The 20966-nt window shown below is 70.2% G+C and carries 17 protein-coding genes; 11 read left to right on the forward strand and 6 right to left on the reverse strand.

Annotated elements, in window-relative coordinates:
- The first annotated feature begins 4 nt into the window (after positions 1–4).
- Together ACIBJF_RS07175 and ACIBJF_RS07180 are read left to right on the forward strand one after the other, a co-directional pair.
- The gene (locus ACIBJF_RS07175) at positions 5–922 is read left to right on the forward strand and encodes an SUMF1/EgtB/PvdO family nonheme iron enzyme (protein ID WP_399172685.1); all 918 of its coding nucleotides are present in this window, start codon (positions 5–7) and stop codon (positions 920–922) included.
- 494 nt (positions 923–1416) lie between these two features.
- The gene (locus ACIBJF_RS07180; RefSeq protein ID WP_360964827.1) at positions 1417–1917 is read left to right on the forward strand and encodes an SAM-dependent methyltransferase; all 501 of its coding nucleotides are present in this window, start codon (positions 1417–1419) and stop codon (positions 1915–1917) included.
- A 62-nt stretch (positions 1918–1979) separates the two neighbouring features.
- Here the strand turns inward: ACIBJF_RS07180 and ACIBJF_RS07185 are convergent, their stop codons facing one another.
- The gene (locus ACIBJF_RS07185; protein WP_399172687.1) at positions 1980–2489 is read right to left on the reverse strand and encodes an ATP-binding protein; all 510 of its coding nucleotides are present in this window, start codon (positions 2487–2489) and stop codon (positions 1980–1982) included.
- Between the two features lie 131 nt (positions 2490–2620).
- On the opposite strand from ACIBJF_RS07185, the gene ACIBJF_RS07190 reads away from it, so the two are divergent.
- A complete protein-coding gene (locus tag ACIBJF_RS07190) occupies positions 2621–3862 on the forward strand; it encodes a helix-turn-helix transcriptional regulator (protein ID WP_399172688.1) in 1242 nt (413 codons plus the stop codon).
- A 65-nt stretch (positions 3863–3927) separates the two neighbouring features.
- Here the strand turns inward: ACIBJF_RS07190 and cutA are convergent, their stop codons facing one another.
- Positions 3928–4254 carry a divalent-cation tolerance protein CutA gene (cutA, locus tag ACIBJF_RS07195; protein WP_006143010.1) on the reverse strand — a complete coding sequence of 109 codons (327 nt, stop codon included), beginning with the start codon at positions 4252–4254 and terminating at the stop codon, positions 3928–3930.
- A gap of 1037 nt (positions 4255–5291) precedes the next feature.
- Here cutA and ACIBJF_RS07200 point away from each other — a divergent pair.
- The 5 genes from ACIBJF_RS07200 to ACIBJF_RS07220 all read left to right on the forward strand — a co-directional run bounded on the left by ACIBJF_RS07200 (position 5292) and on the right by ACIBJF_RS07220 (position 10227).
- The gene (locus ACIBJF_RS07200; protein WP_236580138.1) at positions 5292–6509 is read left to right on the forward strand and encodes a tyrosine-type recombinase/integrase; all 1218 of its coding nucleotides are present in this window, start codon (positions 5292–5294) and stop codon (positions 6507–6509) included.
- A gap of 490 nt (positions 6510–6999) precedes the next feature.
- The gene (pcaC, locus tag ACIBJF_RS07205) at positions 7000–8289 is read left to right on the forward strand and encodes a 4-carboxymuconolactone decarboxylase (protein ID WP_399172690.1); all 1290 of its coding nucleotides are present in this window, start codon (positions 7000–7002) and stop codon (positions 8287–8289) included.
- Positions 8290–8340: 51 nt separating this feature from the next.
- Positions 8341–8976, forward strand: coding sequence for an MBL fold metallo-hydrolase (locus ACIBJF_RS07210; RefSeq protein ID WP_399172691.1), 636 nt, complete (start codon positions 8341–8343; stop codon positions 8974–8976).
- 35 nt (positions 8977–9011) lie between these two features.
- Positions 9012–9791 (forward strand): exodeoxyribonuclease III, encoded by a 780-nt coding sequence (locus tag ACIBJF_RS07215; protein ID WP_399172692.1) that lies wholly within the window; start codon positions 9012–9014, stop codon positions 9789–9791.
- Positions 9792–9807: 16 nt separating this feature from the next.
- Positions 9808–10227: a DUF6278 family protein gene (locus ACIBJF_RS07220; RefSeq protein ID WP_399172693.1), complete on the forward strand. Its 420-nt coding sequence runs from the start codon at positions 9808–9810 to the stop codon at positions 10225–10227.
- Between the two features lie 193 nt (positions 10228–10420).
- Here ACIBJF_RS07220 and ACIBJF_RS07225 read toward each other — a convergent pair whose 3' ends face one another.
- Together ACIBJF_RS07225 and ACIBJF_RS07230 are read right to left on the reverse strand one after the other, a co-directional pair.
- Positions 10421–11989: an alpha/beta fold hydrolase gene (locus ACIBJF_RS07225; RefSeq protein ID WP_399172695.1), complete on the reverse strand. Its 1569-nt coding sequence runs from the start codon at positions 11987–11989 to the stop codon at positions 10421–10423.
- Positions 11990–12097: 108 nt separating this feature from the next.
- Positions 12098–12841 carry a hypothetical protein gene (locus ACIBJF_RS07230; protein ID WP_399172697.1) on the reverse strand — a complete coding sequence of 248 codons (744 nt, stop codon included), beginning with the start codon at positions 12839–12841 and terminating at the stop codon, positions 12098–12100.
- A gap of 142 nt (positions 12842–12983) precedes the next feature.
- Between ACIBJF_RS07230 and ggt the strand changes: the two genes are divergently transcribed.
- On the forward strand, positions 12984–14786 hold the full coding sequence (ggt, locus tag ACIBJF_RS07235) for a gamma-glutamyltransferase (RefSeq protein WP_399172698.1): 1803 nt from the start codon (positions 12984–12986) through the stop codon (positions 14784–14786).
- A 50-nt stretch (positions 14787–14836) separates the two neighbouring features.
- On the opposite strand, the gene ACIBJF_RS07240 is transcribed toward ggt, so the two are convergent.
- Together ACIBJF_RS07240 and map are read right to left on the reverse strand one after the other, a co-directional pair.
- A complete protein-coding gene (locus tag ACIBJF_RS07240) occupies positions 14837–17404 on the reverse strand; it encodes an ATP-dependent Clp protease ATP-binding subunit (RefSeq protein ID WP_399172699.1) in 2568 nt (855 codons plus the stop codon).
- Positions 17405–17546: 142 nt separating this feature from the next.
- Entirely contained in the window at positions 17547–18323 is a 777-nt protein-coding gene (map, locus tag ACIBJF_RS07245) for a type I methionyl aminopeptidase (RefSeq protein WP_399172701.1), read from the reverse strand.
- Between the two features lie 62 nt (positions 18324–18385).
- Between map and ACIBJF_RS07250 the strand changes: the two genes are divergently transcribed.
- Both ACIBJF_RS07250 and ACIBJF_RS07255 read left to right on the forward strand, forming a co-directional pair.
- The gene (locus ACIBJF_RS07250; RefSeq protein ID WP_399172702.1) at positions 18386–18637 is read left to right on the forward strand and encodes a helix-turn-helix domain-containing protein; all 252 of its coding nucleotides are present in this window, start codon (positions 18386–18388) and stop codon (positions 18635–18637) included.
- 100 nt (positions 18638–18737) lie between these two features.
- A complete protein-coding gene (locus ACIBJF_RS07255) occupies positions 18738–20813 on the forward strand; it encodes a hypothetical protein (protein ID WP_399172703.1) in 2076 nt (691 codons plus the stop codon).
- Positions 20814–20966: the final 153 nt, after the last annotated feature.

Consider the following 20966-nt stretch of genomic DNA (forward strand, 5'->3'; position numbering starts at 1 on the left):
CACCATGGCGGGGGTGACTAGGTGGACCGGCCGTGAAGCCGAGCTGCTGCGCAAGGCCATGCGGAAAACACAGAAGGAGTTCGCTGAACTGGTGGGAGTCAACCCCCGTCAGATTCCTCGCTGGAAGAGCCGGGCGGAGACCATCGAACTCGAACTCGACAACCAGGCAGCCCTGGATACTCTCCTGGCCCAAGCCGAGCCCGACGTCCAGCAGCGGTTCGCCACGCTCCTGACCGAACGTGCCGCTGCTGAGCATGATGAGCGCGCCGAGGAACTGCTGCGAAAGGACCCGAGGACCCGCCGGCACCCGCTCGACGGGAAGGTCATGGCCCTCGTCGAGGAGGGCATCTACCTCTCCGGCCCCGACAACCGCGCGGTGTGGCTGGAGCCGTTCTTCATCGACGTCTACCCGACGACCAACGAGGACTACGCGAAGTTCGTACAAGCCACCAATCACCGGCCACCCCAGCACTGGCCTGACGGCCGCTGCCCCGCCGCCCTGGCCACCCACCCCGTGGTGTGGGTGACGTGGCACGACGCGACCGCATACGCCCGCTGGGCAGGCAAAGCTCTGCCGACCGCTCGGCAGTGGGAGAAGGCTGCTCGCGGAGCGCGCGGGCGCATCTACCCCTGGGGCAACGAACCGACCGCCGCGAAGGCGAATACGGCCGAGGCCGGCATCGACGCGACGACCCCCGTTTCCCGTTACCAGTCCGGCGTCAGCCCATTCGGCATCTTCGACATGTGCGGCAACGTCTGGGAGTGGTGCTCCACCGAAGAGGAGCCCAGCAACGGGCGGTACCACCTGAAAGGCTCGGCGTTCACGTCCCCGATCGAACGGGCTGCGCCGTCCTTGATGAACACTGCCGCTGCCTCGATGAAGGACAACGACACTGGATTCCGCTGTGCTATGCCAGCGTGATTCGGGCACCGTGAGCGACCAGTCGATCCTGCATCGGCAGCCGTGAGAGACGGCTCCGGCCATCAGGGCGCTACCCGCATCAGGCGAGGACGGGGCGCACCTCGTACTGCGGTTGCTTGTCATCAGCTTGCCGCCAATCTCAGCTCACACCATGTGATGGCGCCGGCGTCCTCGACCCCGCCAGGCCCCTCGTCCCTCTTGGGTGAGCGACTGCACGAGCACCAGGCAGCGGCCGTTCTCGTCGGCGTCACGAGGGGCTTCCTGCCGGGCGCGGCCATGACAGATGTCCAGCCCAGTCCGGTCGTGCCCGCGACGGCATCGTCCGCATTCAGAGCGAGCTGCCGCCTGACCGGCAACGCGTCGGTCGCCACGTCACCGAACTGGACCACCGGGCACGGAACATGCTGCGGGACATAGGCTGACCGCGACACGGGCTCAGGGCCCCGTACGACAGCTTGTGGATCCGCGTCTCCAAGGGGGAGGAACCAGTACCGGTGACGACGTACGAGGTCGAATCGATCGCAACGGTCGTTGGCGGCCACACCTGCGTTCAGGATGACTACCAGGGTGGGGTCGAGTCGGTCATCCGATTCAACGACGCATACCCCCTGGAAACCCTCCAGGGCATCGATGAGTTCTCCCACTTGACGGTGACGTGGCGCTTCCACCTGGCGCGACCCGAAGACGTCCAGCTCCACGCGCGCAGCCCCCGCGGAAATCCGGGCTGGCCGCCGACCGGTACCTTTGTCCACCGCAACCACCGGCGTCCCAATCAACTGGCGGTCAGTTACCCGCGGTTGCTCCAGGTCGAAGGACGGGACCTGTTGGTCACCGATCTCGACGCTGTAGACGGAACGCCCGTGATCGACTTGGCACCGTACTTCGAACAGATGGGGCCTCGTGGCCCGATCCGTCAGCCCGCCTGGCCCGGCGAGATGCTCGAACCGAATTACTGGGCGAAGGCAAGCGAACGGCCCTCGGAGCGCCCTGTATGACAGAAGCGACTGAGCTGCCCGGCTTGCCATTTGCATCGTCGGGAACCAACTGGAGGTCTGGCTCAAGCTGCAGCCCTCGCGTCTCGGAACTCACACCACGTCTCCTCGCCGTTGCTCTCCCATGCGTCTGAGATCGCATCGACCAGCCGGATCCCGCGCCCCGATTCGCCGTCGGGTCCGGCTTCCTTGAGCACAGCGGGCGCCGGGTTGTGGTCGGTTACCGAGACACGTACCACGTCGACGGCCACCGTGATGCGGAGCATGACTTCGCCCTCACCGTGGACCACGGCGTTGGTGACCAGCTCCGAAACGGCCAGTACGACGAACCCCGCCACCGGCTCGGAAACACGGCACCGCCGCAGGAACGCCCTGGCTATGCGCCGCATCTCCCCGACCTTCGCAAGGTCGGGGAGAAGGGCCGCCTGACAGGCATGGGATGCCGCCGGTACCTCTGCCCTCGCCCATGCGCCGGCCTCATCTTCCCGAACCGGCCTGACGCATGACGCGCCTGCTGTAGCCGCACAGCTGCGGATGCCCCCGCCGGGCGGGGCCGCCTCTTGGAGCCTGGTCATGTGGGCTATGGCACCGTGCGGCGACGCCGTCGACCAGGGGAATCCAGAGGGGGAAAATCATGTCAAGGGGGAAACTGAAGGGGGGAATTGAGGCCATGATTGGATTCCGCCCACCGACAGAGGTCACACTCATGCCAGACCCGTTCGCCGACCTGCTCCTCCGGCTTCGGCAGGAGGCGGGCCGGACACAGGAGGAGCAGGCGGAGGCGATCAACGCTGTCTCCGGCCGGGACACCATGACCCGCCGAGAGATCAGCCGTTATGAGAACTTCGAGAACATTCCTACCAACCACACAATCGGCCACATCGCGGCGGCCTGCGGTGTCCCTATCGAGGAACTACTGCGGGAGGCCAAGGCCGCCCGCGCTCGGAAGAGGAAGGGGCATGCCGATGCCGGGGAGGACCAAGACGCCGTGAAGCGTCGCACGCTCCTGGGTAGCGCCACTATCGGCGTGAGCGTGGCCGCCGAGCCCTGGGGGCGCCTCGCCTTCGCCCTCAGCAAGGGGACCAAGATCGATTCGCCCGCTGCCGCCGCGCTCATCGACCGAGCCGCTGAACTGCACGTCCAGGAACTCAACCTCAGCGCGCGGCGGCTACAAAAAACGGTCGAGTCGCATCTTGACGCGATCACTGCGGCCCTGCCTCGTGCAGGCGAACACGAAGGCGCTCTCACCATCGCCGCCGGGGAAACCGCCGCTCTGGCCGGTTGGGTGGCCTGGGACCTGGGGGAGCACGACAAAGCCAACGCCTACTACAAGGTCACGTCGCAGTGCGCGGCGGCTGCCGGGCATCCTCCACTCCGAGCCCTGGCCCTGACCTACAGCAGCTACGGCGCTTTGACGCCAAAGTCGAAGATGGAGTTCCTCTCCCAAGCCGCCAACGACGTGCGAGGCCACGGTAACGCTACTGCTGCCGCCTGGGTTCTCGGTAGGCACGCGGAAGAAGCTGCGGCGGCCGGCGACGAGGTGGGGGCGCTCCAGGCGTTAGACCGAGCGCGCTTCGCCTACGATTTCGCGGACCACACCAGCGAGCAGGCATGGGTCAGGTTCGTGACCCCATACCGCATGGACTCGTTGGCCCTGTCCGTGTACGGCCAGCTGAGGCGCCCCGAGCTCACGTCCACAGCTGATACCGCGGTCGACCGCCTCGGAGACGGGTTACCGGACGGGGGCGTCGTAGTCCTCGGTGATCTGGCGTCGGCCCTACTGCGTGGGGGCGACGTCGACCAAGGCGTCTACGTGGCCCGCCAGTTCGCTGCGGCGGCACAGGCCAAGCCCAACACCATGGGCAAGGAGCGGGCGGCGGCTATTGCAGCGTTGCTCCCTGACAGCGAGCACGAACTTGCCGTTCATTTCGGGCGGTTCGCATCCTGATCCACCTCGGGTGGTACGCGGCAAGCCCAGGGCACCAACGTCGCCGACGCCCGGCCCGTGGCTCCTCAGTCCGATTCCGTCTCCTCGAAGACCCAGGACAGGTACGCCTCCGACCCGCCGGTTACGGGCAGAGTGATCCATTGGGGGACGTCGTACGAGTGCTTCTCGTGCACCCACGCTTCTAGCGCGGGAAGACGGTCCGTCGTAGTCATATACGAGATGCGCCACTCCCGCGCCGCCTCGACCTTCCCCTTCCACCAGTAGAAGGCGGTGATTGGCGCATCGATGTGGACTCCCGCTGCCAGCTTGCTCTCGACCGCACCTCGGGCCAGCATCGTCGCCTGCCCCTCGTCGTCGCTGGTCGTCTGAGCAATCACAATATCGTGGGCCATGCAACTACCTCTCCAGCTCGGGTACCGCGACCCTACCCAGCCGTCCAGGGCACACCGAGAGCCGGTCGCCACCTCTCAAGGCGAGTGAGGGCTCGACCACGACCTGTACCAGTCAAGTGACGGCGGGCCATGCGGGGTGGCGCGTCGCTTCGGCACTGCGGTGGCAGGTTCTCATCAACGAGGTCGTGCGGCTGCATTATGCAGGCGCCGGGCCCGTGCGCTTCACAAGCCCGCGACAGGAGGACTTGCTGGTTGTCGGCGGCCATTCGCTCACGGCAGACGAGAAATAGGACCACAGGACTGGATACCTCCGTCCGGACCATGTCAACGTACAACGTCCCGGAAAACACCAGGCCAGGATGTGCAGATGCTCCACTGCGGCCCAGGTTGCGAAATGCCTTGGAATCCTGCACCCGTGTGACTGCCTTGCTGGCAGGGCTCCTACTTGGGGAGGTCCGCCTGTCTGACTCCGCTATTCGATCCGCTCGCTTCACTGCACCCGCTCTTTATACCCGCGGCGCGTCTGAACGCCTGGTACAGCCAGACAGCCGGCGACTACGGGACCCTTTCCGCCGGGCTGTACGTCTGCCTTTGCGTGGCTGGCCTGTTCGGCGAGGACCTGTTGCAACCCGGCTATCGCGGCGTCAGTGCCGCCCTCGCATACCGTGCGGCACGTCTTGGCGCCGCAACACGGCAAGTGGCACTCGCCATCAGGACGAGCGACTCGCTGCCCGGAATCTCGACCGCCCCACCGATGACGGTCTGCTGGTGCTCGCCACGGACGGCGCGCACCTGGTTGCGCGTCGGCTGGCCCTGGCGGCGGCGGGCCTAAGCGGATGCCGCCTTCGTGATGCGGTGCGCAACATAGACGACGATCGCCGGTTAGCAAAACCGGCGATCGTGAGGTTCCTTGAGGACGTTCGCATGCGCGGCTGTGCTTGGCGGCGGAGCTGCAGCGAACTCAGCAGCCCGTGAAACGGAATGGCACTGGTCTGGTGCCAGCCAGATGATCCGGCGCCCTGCTCGTGCAGGTCCCCTTGAAGGAGAGTGAGTACCCCCTGTCCGTTCCGATCAAGAAGCTTCCACCCAACTCCAGGGGACAGGTGCGCTACCGGTTCGTAGTCGACGTAGGCATCGACCCTGCCACCGGGAGGCGCAAACAGCTGACTCGTACGTTCGCCACTCTCAAGGAGGCGAAGGCTGAGTACGCGCGCATCACCAACCGCCGCGAGGAAGGGACGTTCGTACCGCCCAACCAGATAAATGTAAATGAGTGGCTTGATCAGTGGCTGGCCATGAAGGCAGAGGATCTGGAAGAAACCACTATTTACAACTATCGGGTTACCCTCGATCGAGTTCGGGGGAGGCTGGGGCGCATCCGGCTTCAAGAACTCACCGAGGAAGATGTAGAAAATTGGATGCACTGGGCGTTGAAGCATGGGCGGGTACGCGGTGACAAAGCAGGTACTCCGCTTGGAGTGACCAGCGTGGAGATGAGTCTCGCCCGATTGAAGGACGCCCTGAATCGAGCCGTTACGCGTCGGCTAGTAACCATGAATGTAGCCCAACATGTGACCATCCCACGTAGGGCACGTAAAGAAGAGCGAAAGAAGAAGCAGGAGGTGAAGCCGTGGAACGTGCAGGAGATTCAGACGTTCATTCACGGTGTCCGGACAGAACGGCTTTACGCTGCTCTCTTGCTGTCCCTCATGGGTCTACGTCCGGCTGAAGTCTGCGGACTCCGATGGGAAGACGTGGACTTGGAAGCCGCCACGATCACCATAGCCAACACGCGGACAATGATGGGGAATCGGTACGTTGTGGAGAAGGACACCAAGTCCCTGGCCGGGGAACGGGATCTTCCTTTGCCGGCACCGGTGCTGGCTGCCCTCAAGTCGTTCAGGGCTCTCCAAGCCAAGGAGAAGCTCGTCCTCGGTGAGGCTTACTCGGATTCCGGATACGTCGTGGTGCACGAGACCGGGGAAGCCTTCACGATCAAGCAGCTCCGCAGACGCGCTTACCGGCTCATGGAGATCCTTGAACTCCGCAGAGTGCGCCTCTACGACGCTCGCTCCTCCTGCCTCACATACCTCGCCAACAAAGGCGTGCCGGATCACATCCTTGCCCGGTGGGCCGGACACACGAACGTCAAGACCACCAAGAAGTGGTACGTGAAGCCGGACGTGGAGGACCTCCGCGGAGCCGCCACAACGTGGGACGGCCTGCACGGTGCTGCGACGGAGGGGCAAGCGTGACTCAGGCGGCCTGCCGATTGAGCGACCTGCCCAGCCGTATGGCAGTCAAATCGAGTGAACCCGGAAGCCGCTGCTGGCTGTGGACCAGCGACGGCAAGGGGGAGGGGCGGCCAGGCTACGGCCAACGTCTCCCCTCCTGCGAGGCAAGGCAGAGCTTGCCCGCCGTGTGGCGTTCGGGCTGTTCGTCGGTGAATCCCGGAAGGTTTTCAGGTGCGTCATGCCGATCCTTGGGGACGGCACTACACGCTTTGCTGCAAACCAGACCGTTTGGAAGCCGTGCCGAGGGTGGGAAGCTGTGCGGCGCAGGGATTGGGAGGGTGTGCGAGCCGGGAGGACGCGCTGTCCCCACGGTCAGGCGTGCACATCGAAGAACACGTACGTGGACCCATGAGGGTCTCGGCGGTGCCGGGCGTGCCGCCCCGCGAGGGTCACGAGCCGCTGGGTTCACCTGGCCGTGTGAGATTTCGTGAGACGTGAGAGGGTCTGGGGCGTGAGTGAGACACCCCCGAACACCCTGCAATACCGCTTTGACGGGCCAGAAGACGCTCCGGTCCTGATCTTGGGTCCCTCACTGGGTACCACATGGCACATGTGGGACCGCCAGGTGCCGGAACTGACCAGGCAGTGGCGGGTCCTGCGGTTCGACCTGCCGGGTCACGGCGGGGCCCCCGCCCATCCCGCCGGGTCCGTCGCCGAGGTGGCCACCCGGCTGCTGGCCACGCTGGACTCGATCGGCGTGCAGCGGTTCGGCTACGCGGGCTGTGCGCTCGGCGGCGCCATCGGCATCGAGCTGGCCCTGCGCCACCCCGAGCGGCTCGCCTCGCTGGCGCTGGTCGCGGCCTCGCCCCGGTTCGGGACCGCCGACGAGTTCCGCCAGCGCGGTGTGATCGTGCGTACGAACGGGCTCGACCCGATCGCCCGGACCTCGCCGGACCGCTGGTTCACCGGCGGGTTCGCCGCGGCGCAGCCGGCCATCACCGAGTGGGCGGTGCAGATGGTCCGCACCACCGAACCGGGCTGCTACATCGCGGCCTGCGAGGCGCTCGCCTCGTTCGACGTGCGCACCGAGCTGGGCCGGGTCGGCGTGCCGACGCTCGTGCTCGTCGGCTCCGACGACCAGGTCACCGGGCCCGCCGAGGCCCGCACCCTGGTCGCCGGCATCCCGGACGCCCGGCTCGCGGTCGTCCCCGGCGCCTCCCACCTGGTCCCGGTCGAGCAGCCTGCGGCCGTCACCGACCTGCTGGTGCACCACTTCTCCACCGCCTGGCAGCAGCCCTACGACACCGGCCAGACCGCCCTGCCTGCCGCCCCGGTCAGCCCCGCCATCGCCGCGGCGCCGCACGTCACGCCGGTCGCCGAGATAGCCCCGGCCGCCGTACCGGCACAGCCGGCCGGGCAGCCCGACCGGTACGAGACCGGGCTCAAGATCCGCCGGGAGGTGCTCGGCGACGCGCACGTGGACCGGGCGCTGGCCGAGGCCGACGGGTTCTCCGGGGAGTTCCAGGAGTTCATCACCCGCTATGCCTGGGGCGAGATCTGGGACCGGCCGGGCCTGGACCGCCGTACCCGCAGCTGCGTCACGCTGACCGCGCTCGTCGCGGGCGGCCATCTGGAGGACCTCGCCTTCCACACCCGGGCCGCCCTGCGCAACGGGCTCACCCCGGACGAGATCAAGGAGGTGCTGCTGCAGGCCGCCGTGTACTGCGGGGTGCCCGCCGCGAACAGCGCGTTCCGGGTGGCCCGGCAGGTCATCCAGGAGGAGACCACGCCCGCCGAGTGAGCCGTGCCGCCTCGCGCACGGCGGGCCGCCGTTTCGGCAGGATGGTGTGTCATGAAGCTCACGAAGAAGTCCCACGCCTGCGTCCGCCTCGACAAGGACGGTCAGACGCTCGTCATCGACCCCGGCGGGTTCAGCGAGGAGGACGCCGCGCTCGGCGCCGACGCCATCCTGATCACGCACGAGCACCCGGACCACTTCGACGAGTTCCGGCTCCGGGCCGCCATGGAGAACAACCCCGCGGCCCGGATCTGGACGCTGAGGTCCGTCGCCGAACGGATCACGGCGGCCTTCCCGGGCCGGGTGCACACCGTCGGCCACGGCGACACCTTCACCGCGGCCGGTTTCGACGTACAGGTCCACGGCGAACTCCACGCGGTGATCCACCCGGACATCCCGCGGATCACCAACGTCGGCTATCTGATCGACGGCGGCAAGGTCTTCCACCCCGGCGACGCCCTCACCGTCCCCGCCCATCCGGTTCAGACGCTGATGCTCCCGGTGATGGCCCCGTGGAACAAGATCTCCGAGGTCATCGACTACGTCCGCGAGGTCAGGCCGCAGCGCGCCTACGACGTCCACGACGCCCTGCTGACCGACCTGGCCCGCCCGATCTACGACCGCCAGATCGGCGCCCTGGGCGGCACGGACCACCAGCGGCTGACGCCCGGGGCCTCCGCGGAGGTCTGAGCCCGTTGTCACAGGCTCCGGGTAGGTTGTGAGGCATGCGCATCGCTACCTGGAACGTGAACTCGATCACCGCCCGCCTTCCGAGGCTGCTGGCCTGGCTGGAGAGCAGCGGCACCGACGTGCTGTGCCTGCAGGAGGCCAAGGTCGCCGAGGAGCAGTTCCCGTTCGACCAGCTGCGCGAGCTGGGCTACGAGTCGGCGGTCCACGCGACCGGCCGGTGGAACGGCGTGGCGGTGCTCTCCCGCGTCGGCATCGAGGACGTCGTCAAGGGCCTGCCGGGCGACCCGGGCTTCGAGGGCGTGACCGAGCCGCGCGCCATCTCGGCGACCTGCGGCCCGGTCCGCGTCTGGTCGGTGTACGTGCCGAACGGCCGCGAGGTGGAGCACCCGCACTACGCCTACAAGCTCCAGTGGTTCGAGGCCCTGAAGGCGGCCGTGTACGGCGACGCGCAGGGCGGCCGCCCCTTCGCCGTCATGGGCGACTACAACGTGGCACCGACGGACGACGACGTCTACGACGTGGCCGCCTTCGAGGGCTCCACCCATGTCACCCCCGCCGAGCGCGCCGCCCTCGCCTCCCTGCGCGAGACCGGCCTGAACGACGTGGTGCCGCGCCCGCTGAAGTACGACCACCCGTTCACGTACTGGGACTACCGCCAGCTCTGCTTCCCGAAGAACCGCGGCATGCGCATCGACCTGGTGTACGGCAACGGCCCCTTCGCCAAGGCCGTCAAAGACTCCTACGTCGACCGTGAGGAGCGCAAGGGCAAGGGCGCCTCCGATCACGCTCCGGTGGTGGTCGACCTCGACGTCTGATGCCAGGCTTAAGTCCATGAACCTTCCGTTCCTGGGCCACCGGCACAAGAAGAGCGGTGCGGCGGCGATCCCCGCCGATCCCGAGGGGATCGCCGCGCTGCTGTCCGAGTGCGAACTGCTCCGCTCGCAGGCGGCCCGGGCGGGCGTCCGCCTCGACGACACCCCGGCCTCCCTGGAGGCCCTGGACCAGCTCGTCCCGCGCTGGCGCGACGACGCCGAGACCCTGCCCTGGCTGGGCAACGACGCGGGACTGTATCTGGGCACGGTCGTGGTGCGCACCGTGCCCGGCGCCGCCTGGCTGATCCGCCCCGACGGCGAGCCCGTCGTGCGGCTGACCTCCGGCCGCGAGGTCGAGGTCGTCGGCGCCGGGCAGGACTGGGCGGCGAGCGGCGTTCCCGAGCTGTCCCAGCTGTACGCGGAGATCGCCGAGAACTGAGCCGGTATCTCCCCTTGGGCACTGGCCAGTTCACCTACACCACGTGGACGCCCCTTTGCGCGCGGACGAGTTCCTTCCGGCCGGGAAGCCCATCGCCGCCGACCCTCGACTAAGATGTGCCGTTCTGCATGCTGCGAGACCCCAGGGGGGCGGCAGTTCACACGGGCCAGGCTCGTCCGGCGGCAGCCGGAGATCACTGCTCGCCGAGCGGGACGGACACGTACGACGGGTCGTCCGGGGGCGAGGAGAAGGTCAGCTGCGCGCCGGACGGGTTGTGCTCGATGTACAGCGGATCGACCGTGTCGACCACCAGCGCGAGGCGGTGCCCGGCGGGAACGTCGTAGGCCGTGGAGAACAGGTCCAGGTCGACGTCGAACGGCTCACCGGGCGTCCGCCCGTGCCAGGTGTACGGCGCGTTCGTGACGAGCTTGCCGATACCGAGCGGTCCCACGTCGTACAGGTAGGCGACGAGGGTGCCGCTCTCCGCGGTGGGAGTGAGCGTGGTGTGCACGGTGGCCGTGCCGCGCACCTTCCGGGTGCTGCCGTACCGCTCCGACTGCCACACGGCCGCCCAACGGCGCGGCAGCAGCGGGATGGAGGCCATGGGCGGCAGCTGGGCGACCTGGTCGAGGATGCTGGAGAGGAAGACGATCCCGCCGTCCGCGCCGGAGTCGACGTTCGCGTGGATGGTGGTGGAGCCCGTGAGCGCGAACTTCCGCCGTGTCGCCTCGACGGACTTCCAGTCCGGGTAGCCCTCGTATCCCCCCGCGCTACGGGACTTCAACTGGACCGGCTGCTCATGGTCGATGCCGTTGTCGGCGCCCTTCAGATAGTGGTCGAACCAGCGCTCGGTGTCCGTCCAGACGTCGTTGGGCAGTCCGAACAGACCGGTCAGCTCGGCGGTCGCGTGGTCGCCGGGGCGCAGTTCGAGCCGCTTGGGCACGGTCAGCTTCTGGTAGAAGTCGGCGTACTGGTTGGCCGGGAAGACCGTGTCGCCCCAGGCGTTGGCGAGCATGAGGGCCGCGCCGTTCTTGTTCAGCTGGTCGACATAGGTCGCGGCGGAACGTTTCCGCCCCCAGTCGATCATCTCCTGTTCCCTGGACAGGTCCGAGGCGTAGAAGTGGTCGAAGATGTCCCGGACTTCGGGGCTCTCCCGGCCGGTGAGGGTGGCCGCGCCGTCCAGTACGGCGGCCGCCTGGACGTGCTGGGTGCGGCCCGAGTAGATCGAGTCGATCAGGTCCGACCAGCCGCTGAGCGCGGCAACGGCCTTGATGCGCTTGTCGTGCGCGGCGGCGAGCAGGCTGATCCCGGCGCCGTACGACACCCCGGCCATGCCCACGTGCCGCGGGTCGGCCGGGGTGTTCGCGAGGGCCCAGTCGATGACCTTGGAGGCGTCCGCTATGTCCGGCGGACCGGCCACTTCTATCTGTCCGCCGGACTGCCAGAAACCGCGCACGTTGTATGTGAGCACCACATAGCCGGAGTCGGCGAGCTTCTGCGCCTGGGCGAGGTACTCCACCTGGGGCAGGCCCCAGCTCGTGGGCAGCACGATGAGCGGGTAGCCGTGCGAGCCGTCGGCGTCCGCGGGCGTGACGACGTTCGCCTTCAGCACGGTGCCGCCGTCGCCGGTGATGTCGACGAACCGGACGTTCGGGGTGCCGGCCTGAGCGGCGGGCGCCAGGCCGACGACGCCGCCGGCGACGAGTGCCGCCGAGACGGCTCCTGCGGCGGCGGTACGCAGAGCGGTGCGACCGTGTCCCATGGGTCACTCCTTCACTTGTGTCAGTGCAAAGTGACCCGACGGTAACCGTGCGCGCTTACCGCAAGTAACCCGTCAGTAAGTTACGTACCAGTAAAGATTGTTGAACCGCTAAGCGGCGGCCTCGGCGGACGCCGTGTCGGGCAGGGGAGTGCGGGCCGCCCGCGTCACGTCCGCCACCAGCTCCACCACATCCGGGCCGTACGCCTGGGAGTTGACCACCTTCAGCAGCAGCACGAAGGAGCCGGTGCCGTACTTGCGGGCCAGTCGCTCGTGGTGGCGGGCGAGATAGCGGGTGGCGGCCTGGTTGGTGATGGCTAGCTGGCCGCAGAAGAGGAACACCGGGCGGGCGTCCCGGCCCATGGTGAGCCGGGCGAGCAGCACGTACTCGCTCTGCCCCTTCTCCAGCCGGTAGTTCTCGCCGCCGATGCGGAAGGCGCCGCGGTCGGGCCCGGGTTCGGCGTCCGTGTTCACCCGGACCCCCGGCAGCAGCGAGGCGAGATGGGCGGCCATCCGGCGGTTGGAGGCCGGGCCGCCGAGGCAGAACTCGGTGCGCTCGCCGAAGCCCTGCTGGGCCCCGTCGTGCGCGACGACCCGGGCGTTCGCGTGGCAGTCCTTGATCAGGGCCGAGAGCTCCAGCAGCGCGAACACGTCGTTCCGCGTCACCGTCAGGTCCGGCCCGCCCGCGTCGCGGTTGACCACCAGCAGGGACTCGGAGTTGTCCGGCAGCCCGAAGAACGCCTGCTTGCGCCGGAGTTTGCGGCGCCACAGATACGTACGGGCGAGCCAGCCCAGCGAGGCCGATATCCCGGTCGCGACCAGCCCAAGGACGATGTTGCGCACGTCGTCGTTCATGGCCGCGCATGGTAGCGGGCTCGGGCGACGGCTACGTACCGGTGTTCGATCTGTGACGGTCGTATGGCGGGTGCCCCAGGCGTACTGTCGGTACTACGACAATCTGGCTACGCTGCGCGGACTGTCCCGACGGGAGGTACGGATGGGTCGTCCTGGCACGCGGAAACTGGCGGTACTGGCGGTCTCGGCCGCGCTGGTGTCGGTGGGAGCGGCGGCGCCGCCCCCCGCGACGAAGAGCGAACCCCCCCCGAAGGTTCCCGTGGCCGTCGGCTACGGCGGCGCGGTGGCCAGCGTCGACGCCGACGCCTCCGCCGCCGGCATCGAGGTACTCAGACACGGCGGCAACGCGGTCGACGCCGCTGTCGCCACCGCCGCCGCGCTCGGTGTCACCGAGCCCTACTCGGCCGGCATCGGCGGAGGCGGCTATTTCGTCTACTACGACGCCAAGTCGCGTACGGTGCATACCATCGACGGCCGCGAGACGGCGCCGCTCAGTGCCGACTCCGACCTGTTCGTGGAGAATGGCAAGCCCCTCGCCTTCGCCGACGCCGTCAGCAGCGGCCTGAGCGTCGGCACCCCCGGCACGCCCGCGACCTGGCAGACCGCGCTGGACGAGTGGGGCAGCAGGCGGCTGGGCACGGTCCTGAAGCCGGCCGAGCGGATCGCCCGTGACGGCTTCACGGTGGACGACACCTTCCGCTCGCAGACCGCGTCCAACGAGACCCGGTTCCGCTACTTCCCGGACACCGCGAGGCTGTTCCTGCCCGGCGGGCAGCTGCCGGTCGTCGGTTCCACGCTCAGGAACCCCGAACTGGCCCGCACCTACGAGGAACTGGGCCGCGAGGGCGTCGGCGCCGTCTACCGCGGGGACATCGGCGACGACATCGTCAAGACGGTCGAACACCCGCCCGTGGACTCCGCCTCCGGCTGGAACGCCCGCCCCGGCAAGCTGGAGGAGAAGGACCTCGCCGTCTACCGGGCCAAGCTCCAGGCGCCCACCCGGACGTCGTACCACGGCCTGAACGTGTACTCCATCGCCCCCTCCTCCTCGGGCGGCACCACGGTCGGCGAAGCCCTCAACATCCTGGAGAACACCGACCTGTCGAAGGCGAGCGAGGTGCAGTACCTCCACCACTTCATCGAGGCGAGCCGCATCGCCTTCGCCGACCGCGGACGCTGGGTCGGCGACCCCGCCTTCGAGGACGTACCGACGAAAGAGTTGCTCTCGCAGGAGTACGCCGACTCGCGGGCCTGCCTGATCAAGGACGACGCGGTCCTCACCAGCCCGCTCGCCCCCGGCGACCCGCGCCACCCGGCGGCCTGCGGCAAGGGCGGTACGGCGGCCCCGACGACGTACGAGGGCGAGAACACCACGCATCTGACCGTGGCCGACATGTGGGGCAACGTCGTCTCCTACACGCTCACCATCGAGCAGACCGGCGGCAGCGGCATCACCGTGCCCGGCCGGGGCTTCCTGCTCAACAACGAGCTGACCGACTTCTCCTTCGCCCCGGCCAACCCGGCGGTGCACGACCCGAACCTGCCGGGTCCGGGCAAGCGGCCCCGCTCCTCGATCTCCCCGACGATCGTGCTGGACAAGAGCAACCGGCCCGTGGTGGCGCTCGGTTCGCCCGGTGGCGCGACCATCATCACCACCGTGCTGCAGACCCTCACCGGGTTCCTCGACCGGCGTCTGCCGCTGGTCGACGCCATCGCCGCACCCCGCGCCAGCCAGCGCAACGCGGCCCAGACGGAACTCGAACCGGCTCTGTACAACGGTGACTTGAGGAAGCAGCTGGAGGCCATCGGGCACTCCTTCAAGCTCAACCCCGAGATCGGCGCGGCGACCGGTGTGCAGCGGCTGCCGGGCGGCAAGTGGCTGGCCGCCGCCGAGAAGGTACGGCGCGGCGGCGGATCGGCGATGGTCGTGGACCCGGCACCCTAGCCGCGGTGACTCAGGCGCCGGGTCCCCTAGGGGGCCCGGCGCCCGAGGTCTCACAACTCCGGTGCGGGCGGCGGGGTTTCCTCGGGGGCGGGCGGCGGGGTCTCCTGGGGGCGGAAGTCCAGCCGTCCGTCCCGGACGTCCACCGTCACCCGGCTGCCCTCGGAGATCGTGCCGTTCAGCAGCAGCCGGGACAGCTGGTTGTCCACCTCCCGCTGGATGGTGCGGCGCAGCGGCCGCGCGCCGTACTCCGGCTGGTAGCCGCGCTCGGCGATCCAGTCGACGGCCGCGTCCGTGAACGTGACCGTGACGCCCTGCCCGTCCAGCAGCCGCCGGGTGCCCTCCAGCAACAGGTCGGTGATCTGCCGCAGTTGCTCGCCGGTCAGCTGCTTGAAGACCACGATCTCGTCGATACGGTTGAGGAACTCCGGCCGGAAGTGCTCGCGCAGCGGCCGCAGGATCTGCTCCCGGCGCGCCTCCTCGTCCGCGTCCGCGCCGCCCGGCCCGAAGCCGATCCCGGCACCGCGCCGGGTGATCGCCTCGGAGCCGAGGTTGCTGGTCATCACGATGACCGTGTTGGTGAAGTCCACCGTCCGGCCCTGGGAGTCGGTCAGCCGGCCGTCGTCCAGCACCTGCAGCAGGATGTTGAAGACGTCCGGGTGCGCCTTCTCCACCTCGTCCAGCAGGAGCAACGAGTACGGGTGCCGGCGCACCACCTCGGTGAGCTGACCGGCCTCCTCGTGGCCGACGTACCCGGGCGGGGCGCCGACCAGCCGGGAGACGGTGTGCCGCTCCTGGTACTCGCTCATGTCGAGCCGGACCATGCGGTCCTCGCTGCCGAACAGCGCCTCGGCGAGCGCCCGGGCCAGCTCGGTCTTGCCGACGCCGGTCGGCCCGAGGAACAGGAAGCTGCCGATCGGCCGGTTCGGGCTCGCGAGCCCCGCACGGGAGCGCAGCACGGCCTCCGAGACCACGGCGACCGCGTCCTCCTGGCCCACGACCCGCTGGTGCAGGTGCTCCTCCAGGCCGAGCAGCCGTTCCTTCTCCTCCTGGGTGAGCCGGCTGACCGGGATGCCGGTCTGCCGGGACACGACCTCGGCGATGGCCTCCGCCGTCACCTCCAGGTCCAGCCCCTCGTCGGCCTTGTCCTCGTCGCTCGCCTGGGCGATGCGCTGCTTCAGCTCGCCGATCCGGTCGCGCAGCTCCTTGGCCTTGTCGTAGTCCTCGCCGGCGACCGCCTGGTCCTTGTCGCAGACCAGCTGCTCCACCTCGCGCTCCAGGGCGCGCACGTCCGCGCCCTTCGTCCGGGCACCGAGCCGGACCCGGGCGCCCGCCTGGTCGATCAGGTCGATCGCCTTGTCCGGCAGCCTGCGGTCGGTGAGATACCGGTCGGACAGCTCCACGGCGGCGACCAGCGCCTCGTCGGTGTAGCGGACCTGGTGGTGGGCCTCGTACCGGTCGCGCAGCCCGCGCAGGATCTCGATGGTGTCCTCGGCCGTGGGCTCGGGCACCAGGATCGGCTGGAACCGGCGGGCCAGCGCCGCGTCCTTCTCGATGCGCCGGAACTCCTCCAGCGTGGTCGCGCCCACGATGTGCAGCTCGCCCCGCGCCAGGGCGGGCTTGAGGATGTTGCCCGCGTCCAACGAGCCGCCCTCGCCGCCGGAGCCCGCGCCCACGACGGTGTGCAGCTCGTCGATGAACACGATCAGCTTGTCCGAGTGGGCGCGGATCTCCTCCACGATGTTGTTCAGGCGCTCCTCGAAGTCGCCCCGGTAGCGGGTGCCGGCGACGACGCCGGTCAGGTCCAGGGCCACGACCCGGCGGCCCGCCAGGACGTCCGGGACGTCCGAGTCGGCGATGCGCTCGGCGAGACCTTCGACGATGGCCGTCTTGCCGACGCCCGCGTCCCCGATCAGCACCGGGTTGTTCTTGCCGCGCCGGGACAGCACCTCGATGGTCTGCTCGATCTCGGTGTCCCGGCCGATGACCGGGTCGATCCGGCCCTGCCGGGCCAGGTCGGTCAGGTCACGGCCGTACTTGTCCAGCGTGGGCGTGCCGGTGGCGCGCTGCCGCTCCACGCGGACCGGGGTGCCGGCCTCCGGGGCCTCCGACGGCAGGGAGCCGGCCGAGAACCGGGCCGCGTTCAGGATGTGGCCCGCCGCCGAGTCCGGGTTGGCCGCCAGCGCGCTCAGCACGTGCTCCGGGCCGATGTACCCGGCGCCGCTCGCCCGCGCCATGTCGTGCGCGTCCAGCAGGGCGCGCTTGACGGCCGGGGTGAGCGACAGCGAGGTCGGCGGCGGCACCTCGCCCGGCGGGTGCTGGGCCGGGCCCGCCCGGCCGTCGATCTCCGACGCGAGCGAGTCCGGGTCCGCGCCCGCCCGGCTCAGCAGGCTCCGGGTGGGCTCGGCCGCCACGGCCGCGCGCAGCAGGTGCTGGGTGTCCAGGTCCCGGCTGCCGTGCTCGGCGGCGTACAAGGCGGCCCCTCTGACCAGCTCGCGGGCCGGCTGGCTGAGCAGGCGGCCGATGTCGATATGGCGAGGCGCGCCCCGGGCTCCGCCGGACCCGCCGAAGAAGCGGGCCAGGAATTCACCGAAGGGGTCAGGAGGGTAGCCGTCGGTCATGGCATGGGCTCCTTCGCTGACGACAGACGGAGCGGCCGGGTAACCCGGGGCGGGTTGCTCATGCCCACGATGTCACGATCTGTGGGGGTGGGCATGTTCGCCTGCGGGGGAGGGGCTCTCCGGCTCCGCGCCCCTCAGGGGATCAGGGTGTCTCCCGCGCCGTGAGGATCCTGGGACCGGACTCCGTGACGGCCACCGTGTGCTCGACGTGGGCCGCGCGGGAGCCGTCCGCCGTGCGCAGGGTCCAGCCGTCGTCCGCCGCGTAGTAGGCGTCCTTGCCGCTCGCGATGAGCATGGGCTCGATGGCGAGGACCATGCCGGGGCGCAACGGCAGCCCTCGACCGGGGCGGCCCTCGTTCGGCACGTCGGGGTCCTCGTGCATACGCCGGCCCACGCCGTGGCCGCCGAAGCCGTGCGGGATGCCGTATCCGGCCGTACGGCAGACCCGGCCGACGGCGTGGGCGATGTCGCCGACGCGGTTGCCGGCGACGGCCGCCTCGATGCCCGCCGCCAGGGCCCGCTCGGCCGTCTCGACCAGGCGGAGGTCCGCCGGGCGCGGGCGGCCCACCGTGAAGCTGATCGCCGAGTCGCCGGCCCAGCCGTCCAGGATGGCGCCGCAGTCGATCGAGACGAGGTCGCCGTCGCGCAGCCGGTAGCGGGTGGGGATGCCGTGCACGATCGCGTCGTTGACGGAGGCGCAGATCACGGCGGGGAAGGGGGTCGGGGCGAAGGACGGGCGGTAGCCGAGGAACGGCGACGAGGCCCCGGCCTCGCGCAACACCTCCCGCGCCACCTCGTCCAGCTCCAGCAGGCTGACGCCGACGCCCGCGGCCCGCTGTACGGCCGTCAGGGCCCGCCCGACGACCTGGCCCGCCGCGTGCATCGCGTCGATCGATGTGTCTGTCTTCAGCTCCACCATGCCAATTACTATACCGGTATTTAAATGGGGGGCGCCGTGCGGGCCGGTATTAGAATGGGCGCATGGTGCGCACCCCTCTCACCCCCGAAGAGCGCGAACGCGGCGAGCGGCTCGGACGGTTGCTGCGCGAGGCGCGTGGCGGCCGGAGCATGTCCGAGGTCGCCGCGCAGGCGGGCGTGTCCGCCGAGACGCTCCGCAAGATCGAGACGGGCCGGGCGCCGACGCCCGCGTTCTTCACCGTGGCCGCGCTGGCCGGGGTCCTCGGGCTGTCGATGGACGAGCTGGTCGCACGGTGTGCGTTCGTGGCCGCGTGAGGCGCCCGCGCTCTGCCGGAAAACTCTGCGTAGCAGCGCCGTAACACGACTCGTGTTGCCTACCCAGCGAAAGGGCCGGCGGTCGGGCGGGAGCTGAGCGATGGCGGTGGATCGACTTCCCGGTGGAGTACGGGAGTTCGCGAGCTACCTGGACGGTCTGCTGGCGCGCCTGGATCAGGGCGGAGGATGGAGCGGGGTCTTCTGGCAGCGCGACCCCGACGGCATGCGGGCCTGCCTGGACGGGCGCGAGGTGCCGCCGTGGGACGTGGTGGAGGCCCTGCTGGAGGACCTCGCCGCGGCGTACGGCCCCGCCGCCGCTGCCGCCGAGCGGGAACGGGCCCGCGCCCTGTACCGGGCCGCACTCGCGGCGTACGACGCCCGCCCCGGCGCGCGGGACACCCTGCTCGACCGCCTCGACGTGATGCTCCGCGAACAGCGCTACGCCGCCGAACGCCACGCCGAACTCACCCGCCTCCTCTCCACCGCCGCGGACCCCGATGCCCTCCGCCTCGACCTCGCCTGGGCCCAGGACGACCACGACCGCGCCACCGCGAGGTACACCGAACTCCGCGCCCGCCTTGCGGAGTTGGACCGCCGGGGAGCGGCGGACACGGGCGCCGTGCGGCGTGCGGGCGAGTCCGGGCCGGGGTGGGTCGAGGACGGGGGCATGGAAGCGGCGGGGCGGGTGGCGCTCGGCGGAGTGCCGTCGGCCGCCTCGGGTGCCGGCCGTGAGGGGCGATCGGCGGAAGGGGAGTGGCGGGGAGAGCGGCGTGGTGGTGAGTCCCGGCCGCCGTGGTTCGGAGAAGGCGGGGGCATGGAAGCGGCGGGGCGGCAACAGCCCACAGCGGTGCCGCCGCGCTCCCCGGATGCCGACCCCGCGCCACGCGCCTCGGCGGCCGCTCCGGCCCCGCACGGCATCAGGACCGCCCACAGCCCGCAGGCCCGCACCCCCGAGGACTCCGGCGCCCGCACCCATCACGTCCCCACGCCCGACCCCACCGCGCCGCCCGCGGAGGCCAACCCGCCCGCTCGGGGCGTCGCCGCTCCGGCCCCGCTCGGCGGCACACCCGCCCACGCCCGCCACCCCGGTACCCTCCACGTCCCGGCCCCCGACGCAGCCGTGCCGACCCCGCAGGCCATCCCGCCCGGCGCCATGCCGACCCGGCAGGCCGGCCCGCCCGCTCGGGGCCTCGAGGCGCGGGCCTGGGAAGCCACCCCTCCCGCTCCCGACGTCACCACGCCACCCTGGCAAGCCACCCCTCCCGATGCCGCTGTACCGCCCCGGCAAGGCACCCCGCCCCCTGCCGGCCTCGCCACGCCGATCGGGCAAGCCACCGCCCCCGCTCCCCACGCCGCCCCACGGACCCCGCAAGCCACCCCGCCCTCGCCCCGCACCCCACCCTCCACCCCGCCCTCCCCGTCCCCCGGAACACCCGCCCCCGCCAAGCCCCGCAAACGTCGCCGTGGCAGTGCGCGGTTCGCCGGGATGGCGGCGGAGGGCGACGCGACCGAGCAGGTCGTGTTGCCGTCGGCGGCGCCGTCGGGCGCGCCGGAAGTGAATGGGCGTCGCACGCCGAGGGGGGCGAGGTTCGCCGGGGGCGTGCAGGCGGACGAGCCCGCGGCGGCCCCCGTCGAGGTGGTGGACGCCGAAGTAGGAGCGGCGGTGGCCGGGGTCGTGGAACGGCTCGCCCGGCTCAGGGCCGAGGGGCGGAGCGGGGAGGCACATGTGCTGCTCGTCGAGGTCGTGCAGTGGCCCGCCGAACGGTTCCCGGCGCTCGCGGACGCCCTGCATCGCGCCGGCCTCGGCGCCGACTGGGCGACGCTGCTGTGGGAGGGCGCCTCGCTGCCCGCGGAGCGGCTGGTCGCCGCCGCCGACGCGCTCGCCGCGGCCGGACGGGAGGCCGACGGGCGGGAGTTGCTGCGGCAGGGCGTGGCCCGCCCGGCGGAGCAGATCGGCGCGGCCGTGCTGCGGCTGGAGGGGGAGGGGCGCCGACGGGCGGCGGAGGCGCTGCTCGACGCCTGGGTGCGGGTCCGTACGGCCGAAGAGGCCGCCCGGAGCGTCGTACCCGATCCGCCCCGGCTCGTGCCGCTGCTGCTCCGCGCCGCGCGGGCCGTCTCCGACGAGCGGCACTGGGATCTCCTGCACGCGCTGCGGGTGGCCGGACACGCGACGTGACCGGCAATCCATCACCTCGGCCCGGTATGCTCCGTTTCACCCCTTCGAGCGACGCCCTCGCTCACCCACAGGAGTGTGAAACGTGATCGACTCCGCGGGTTGACGACGATGGTCTTGGCAAGGGCCTCCCGGAGGCTTACTTTCGTCCCTCTA

The organism is Streptomyces sp. NPDC050743 (genome assembly GCF_044456925.1).
Taxonomy (GTDB): domain Bacteria; phylum Actinomycetota; class Actinomycetes; order Streptomycetales; family Streptomycetaceae; genus Streptomyces.

What these genes read in the sequence shown, in the direction of transcription:
- ACIBJF_RS07175 (WP_399172685.1), top strand. Translation starts at nt 5, where the DNA reads ATGGCGGGGGTGACTAGGTGGACCGGCCGTGAAGCCGAGCTGCTGCGC.
- ACIBJF_RS07185 (WP_399172687.1), bottom strand. Translation starts at nt 2,489, where the DNA reads ATGACCAGGCTCCAAGAGGCGGCCCCGCCCGGCGGGGGCATCCGCAGC.
- ACIBJF_RS07190 (WP_399172688.1), top strand. Translation starts at nt 2,621, where the DNA reads ATGCCAGACCCGTTCGCCGACCTGCTCCTCCGGCTTCGGCAGGAGGCG.
- cutA (WP_006143010.1), bottom strand. Translation starts at nt 4,254, where the DNA reads ATGGCCCACGATATTGTGATTGCTCAGACGACCAGCGACGACGAGGGG.
- ACIBJF_RS07210 (WP_399172691.1), top strand. Translation starts at nt 8,341, where the DNA reads ATGAAGCTCACGAAGAAGTCCCACGCCTGCGTCCGCCTCGACAAGGAC.
- ACIBJF_RS07215 (WP_399172692.1), top strand. Translation starts at nt 9,012, where the DNA reads ATGCGCATCGCTACCTGGAACGTGAACTCGATCACCGCCCGCCTTCCG.
- ACIBJF_RS07220 (WP_399172693.1), top strand. Translation starts at nt 9,808, where the DNA reads ATGAACCTTCCGTTCCTGGGCCACCGGCACAAGAAGAGCGGTGCGGCG.
- ACIBJF_RS07225 (WP_399172695.1), bottom strand. Translation starts at nt 11,989, where the DNA reads ATGGGACACGGTCGCACCGCTCTGCGTACCGCCGCCGCAGGAGCCGTC.
- ACIBJF_RS07230 (WP_399172697.1), bottom strand. Translation starts at nt 12,841, where the DNA reads ATGAACGACGACGTGCGCAACATCGTCCTTGGGCTGGTCGCGACCGGG.
- ggt (WP_399172698.1), top strand. Translation starts at nt 12,984, where the DNA reads ATGGGTCGTCCTGGCACGCGGAAACTGGCGGTACTGGCGGTCTCGGCC.
- ACIBJF_RS07240 (WP_399172699.1), bottom strand. Translation starts at nt 17,404, where the DNA reads ATGACCGACGGCTACCCTCCTGACCCCTTCGGTGAATTCCTGGCCCGC.
- map (WP_399172701.1), bottom strand. Translation starts at nt 18,323, where the DNA reads ATGGTGGAGCTGAAGACAGACACATCGATCGACGCGATGCACGCGGCG.
- ACIBJF_RS07250 (WP_399172702.1), top strand. Translation starts at nt 18,386, where the DNA reads ATGGTGCGCACCCCTCTCACCCCCGAAGAGCGCGAACGCGGCGAGCGG.
- ACIBJF_RS07255 (WP_399172703.1), top strand. Translation starts at nt 18,738, where the DNA reads ATGGCGGTGGATCGACTTCCCGGTGGAGTACGGGAGTTCGCGAGCTAC.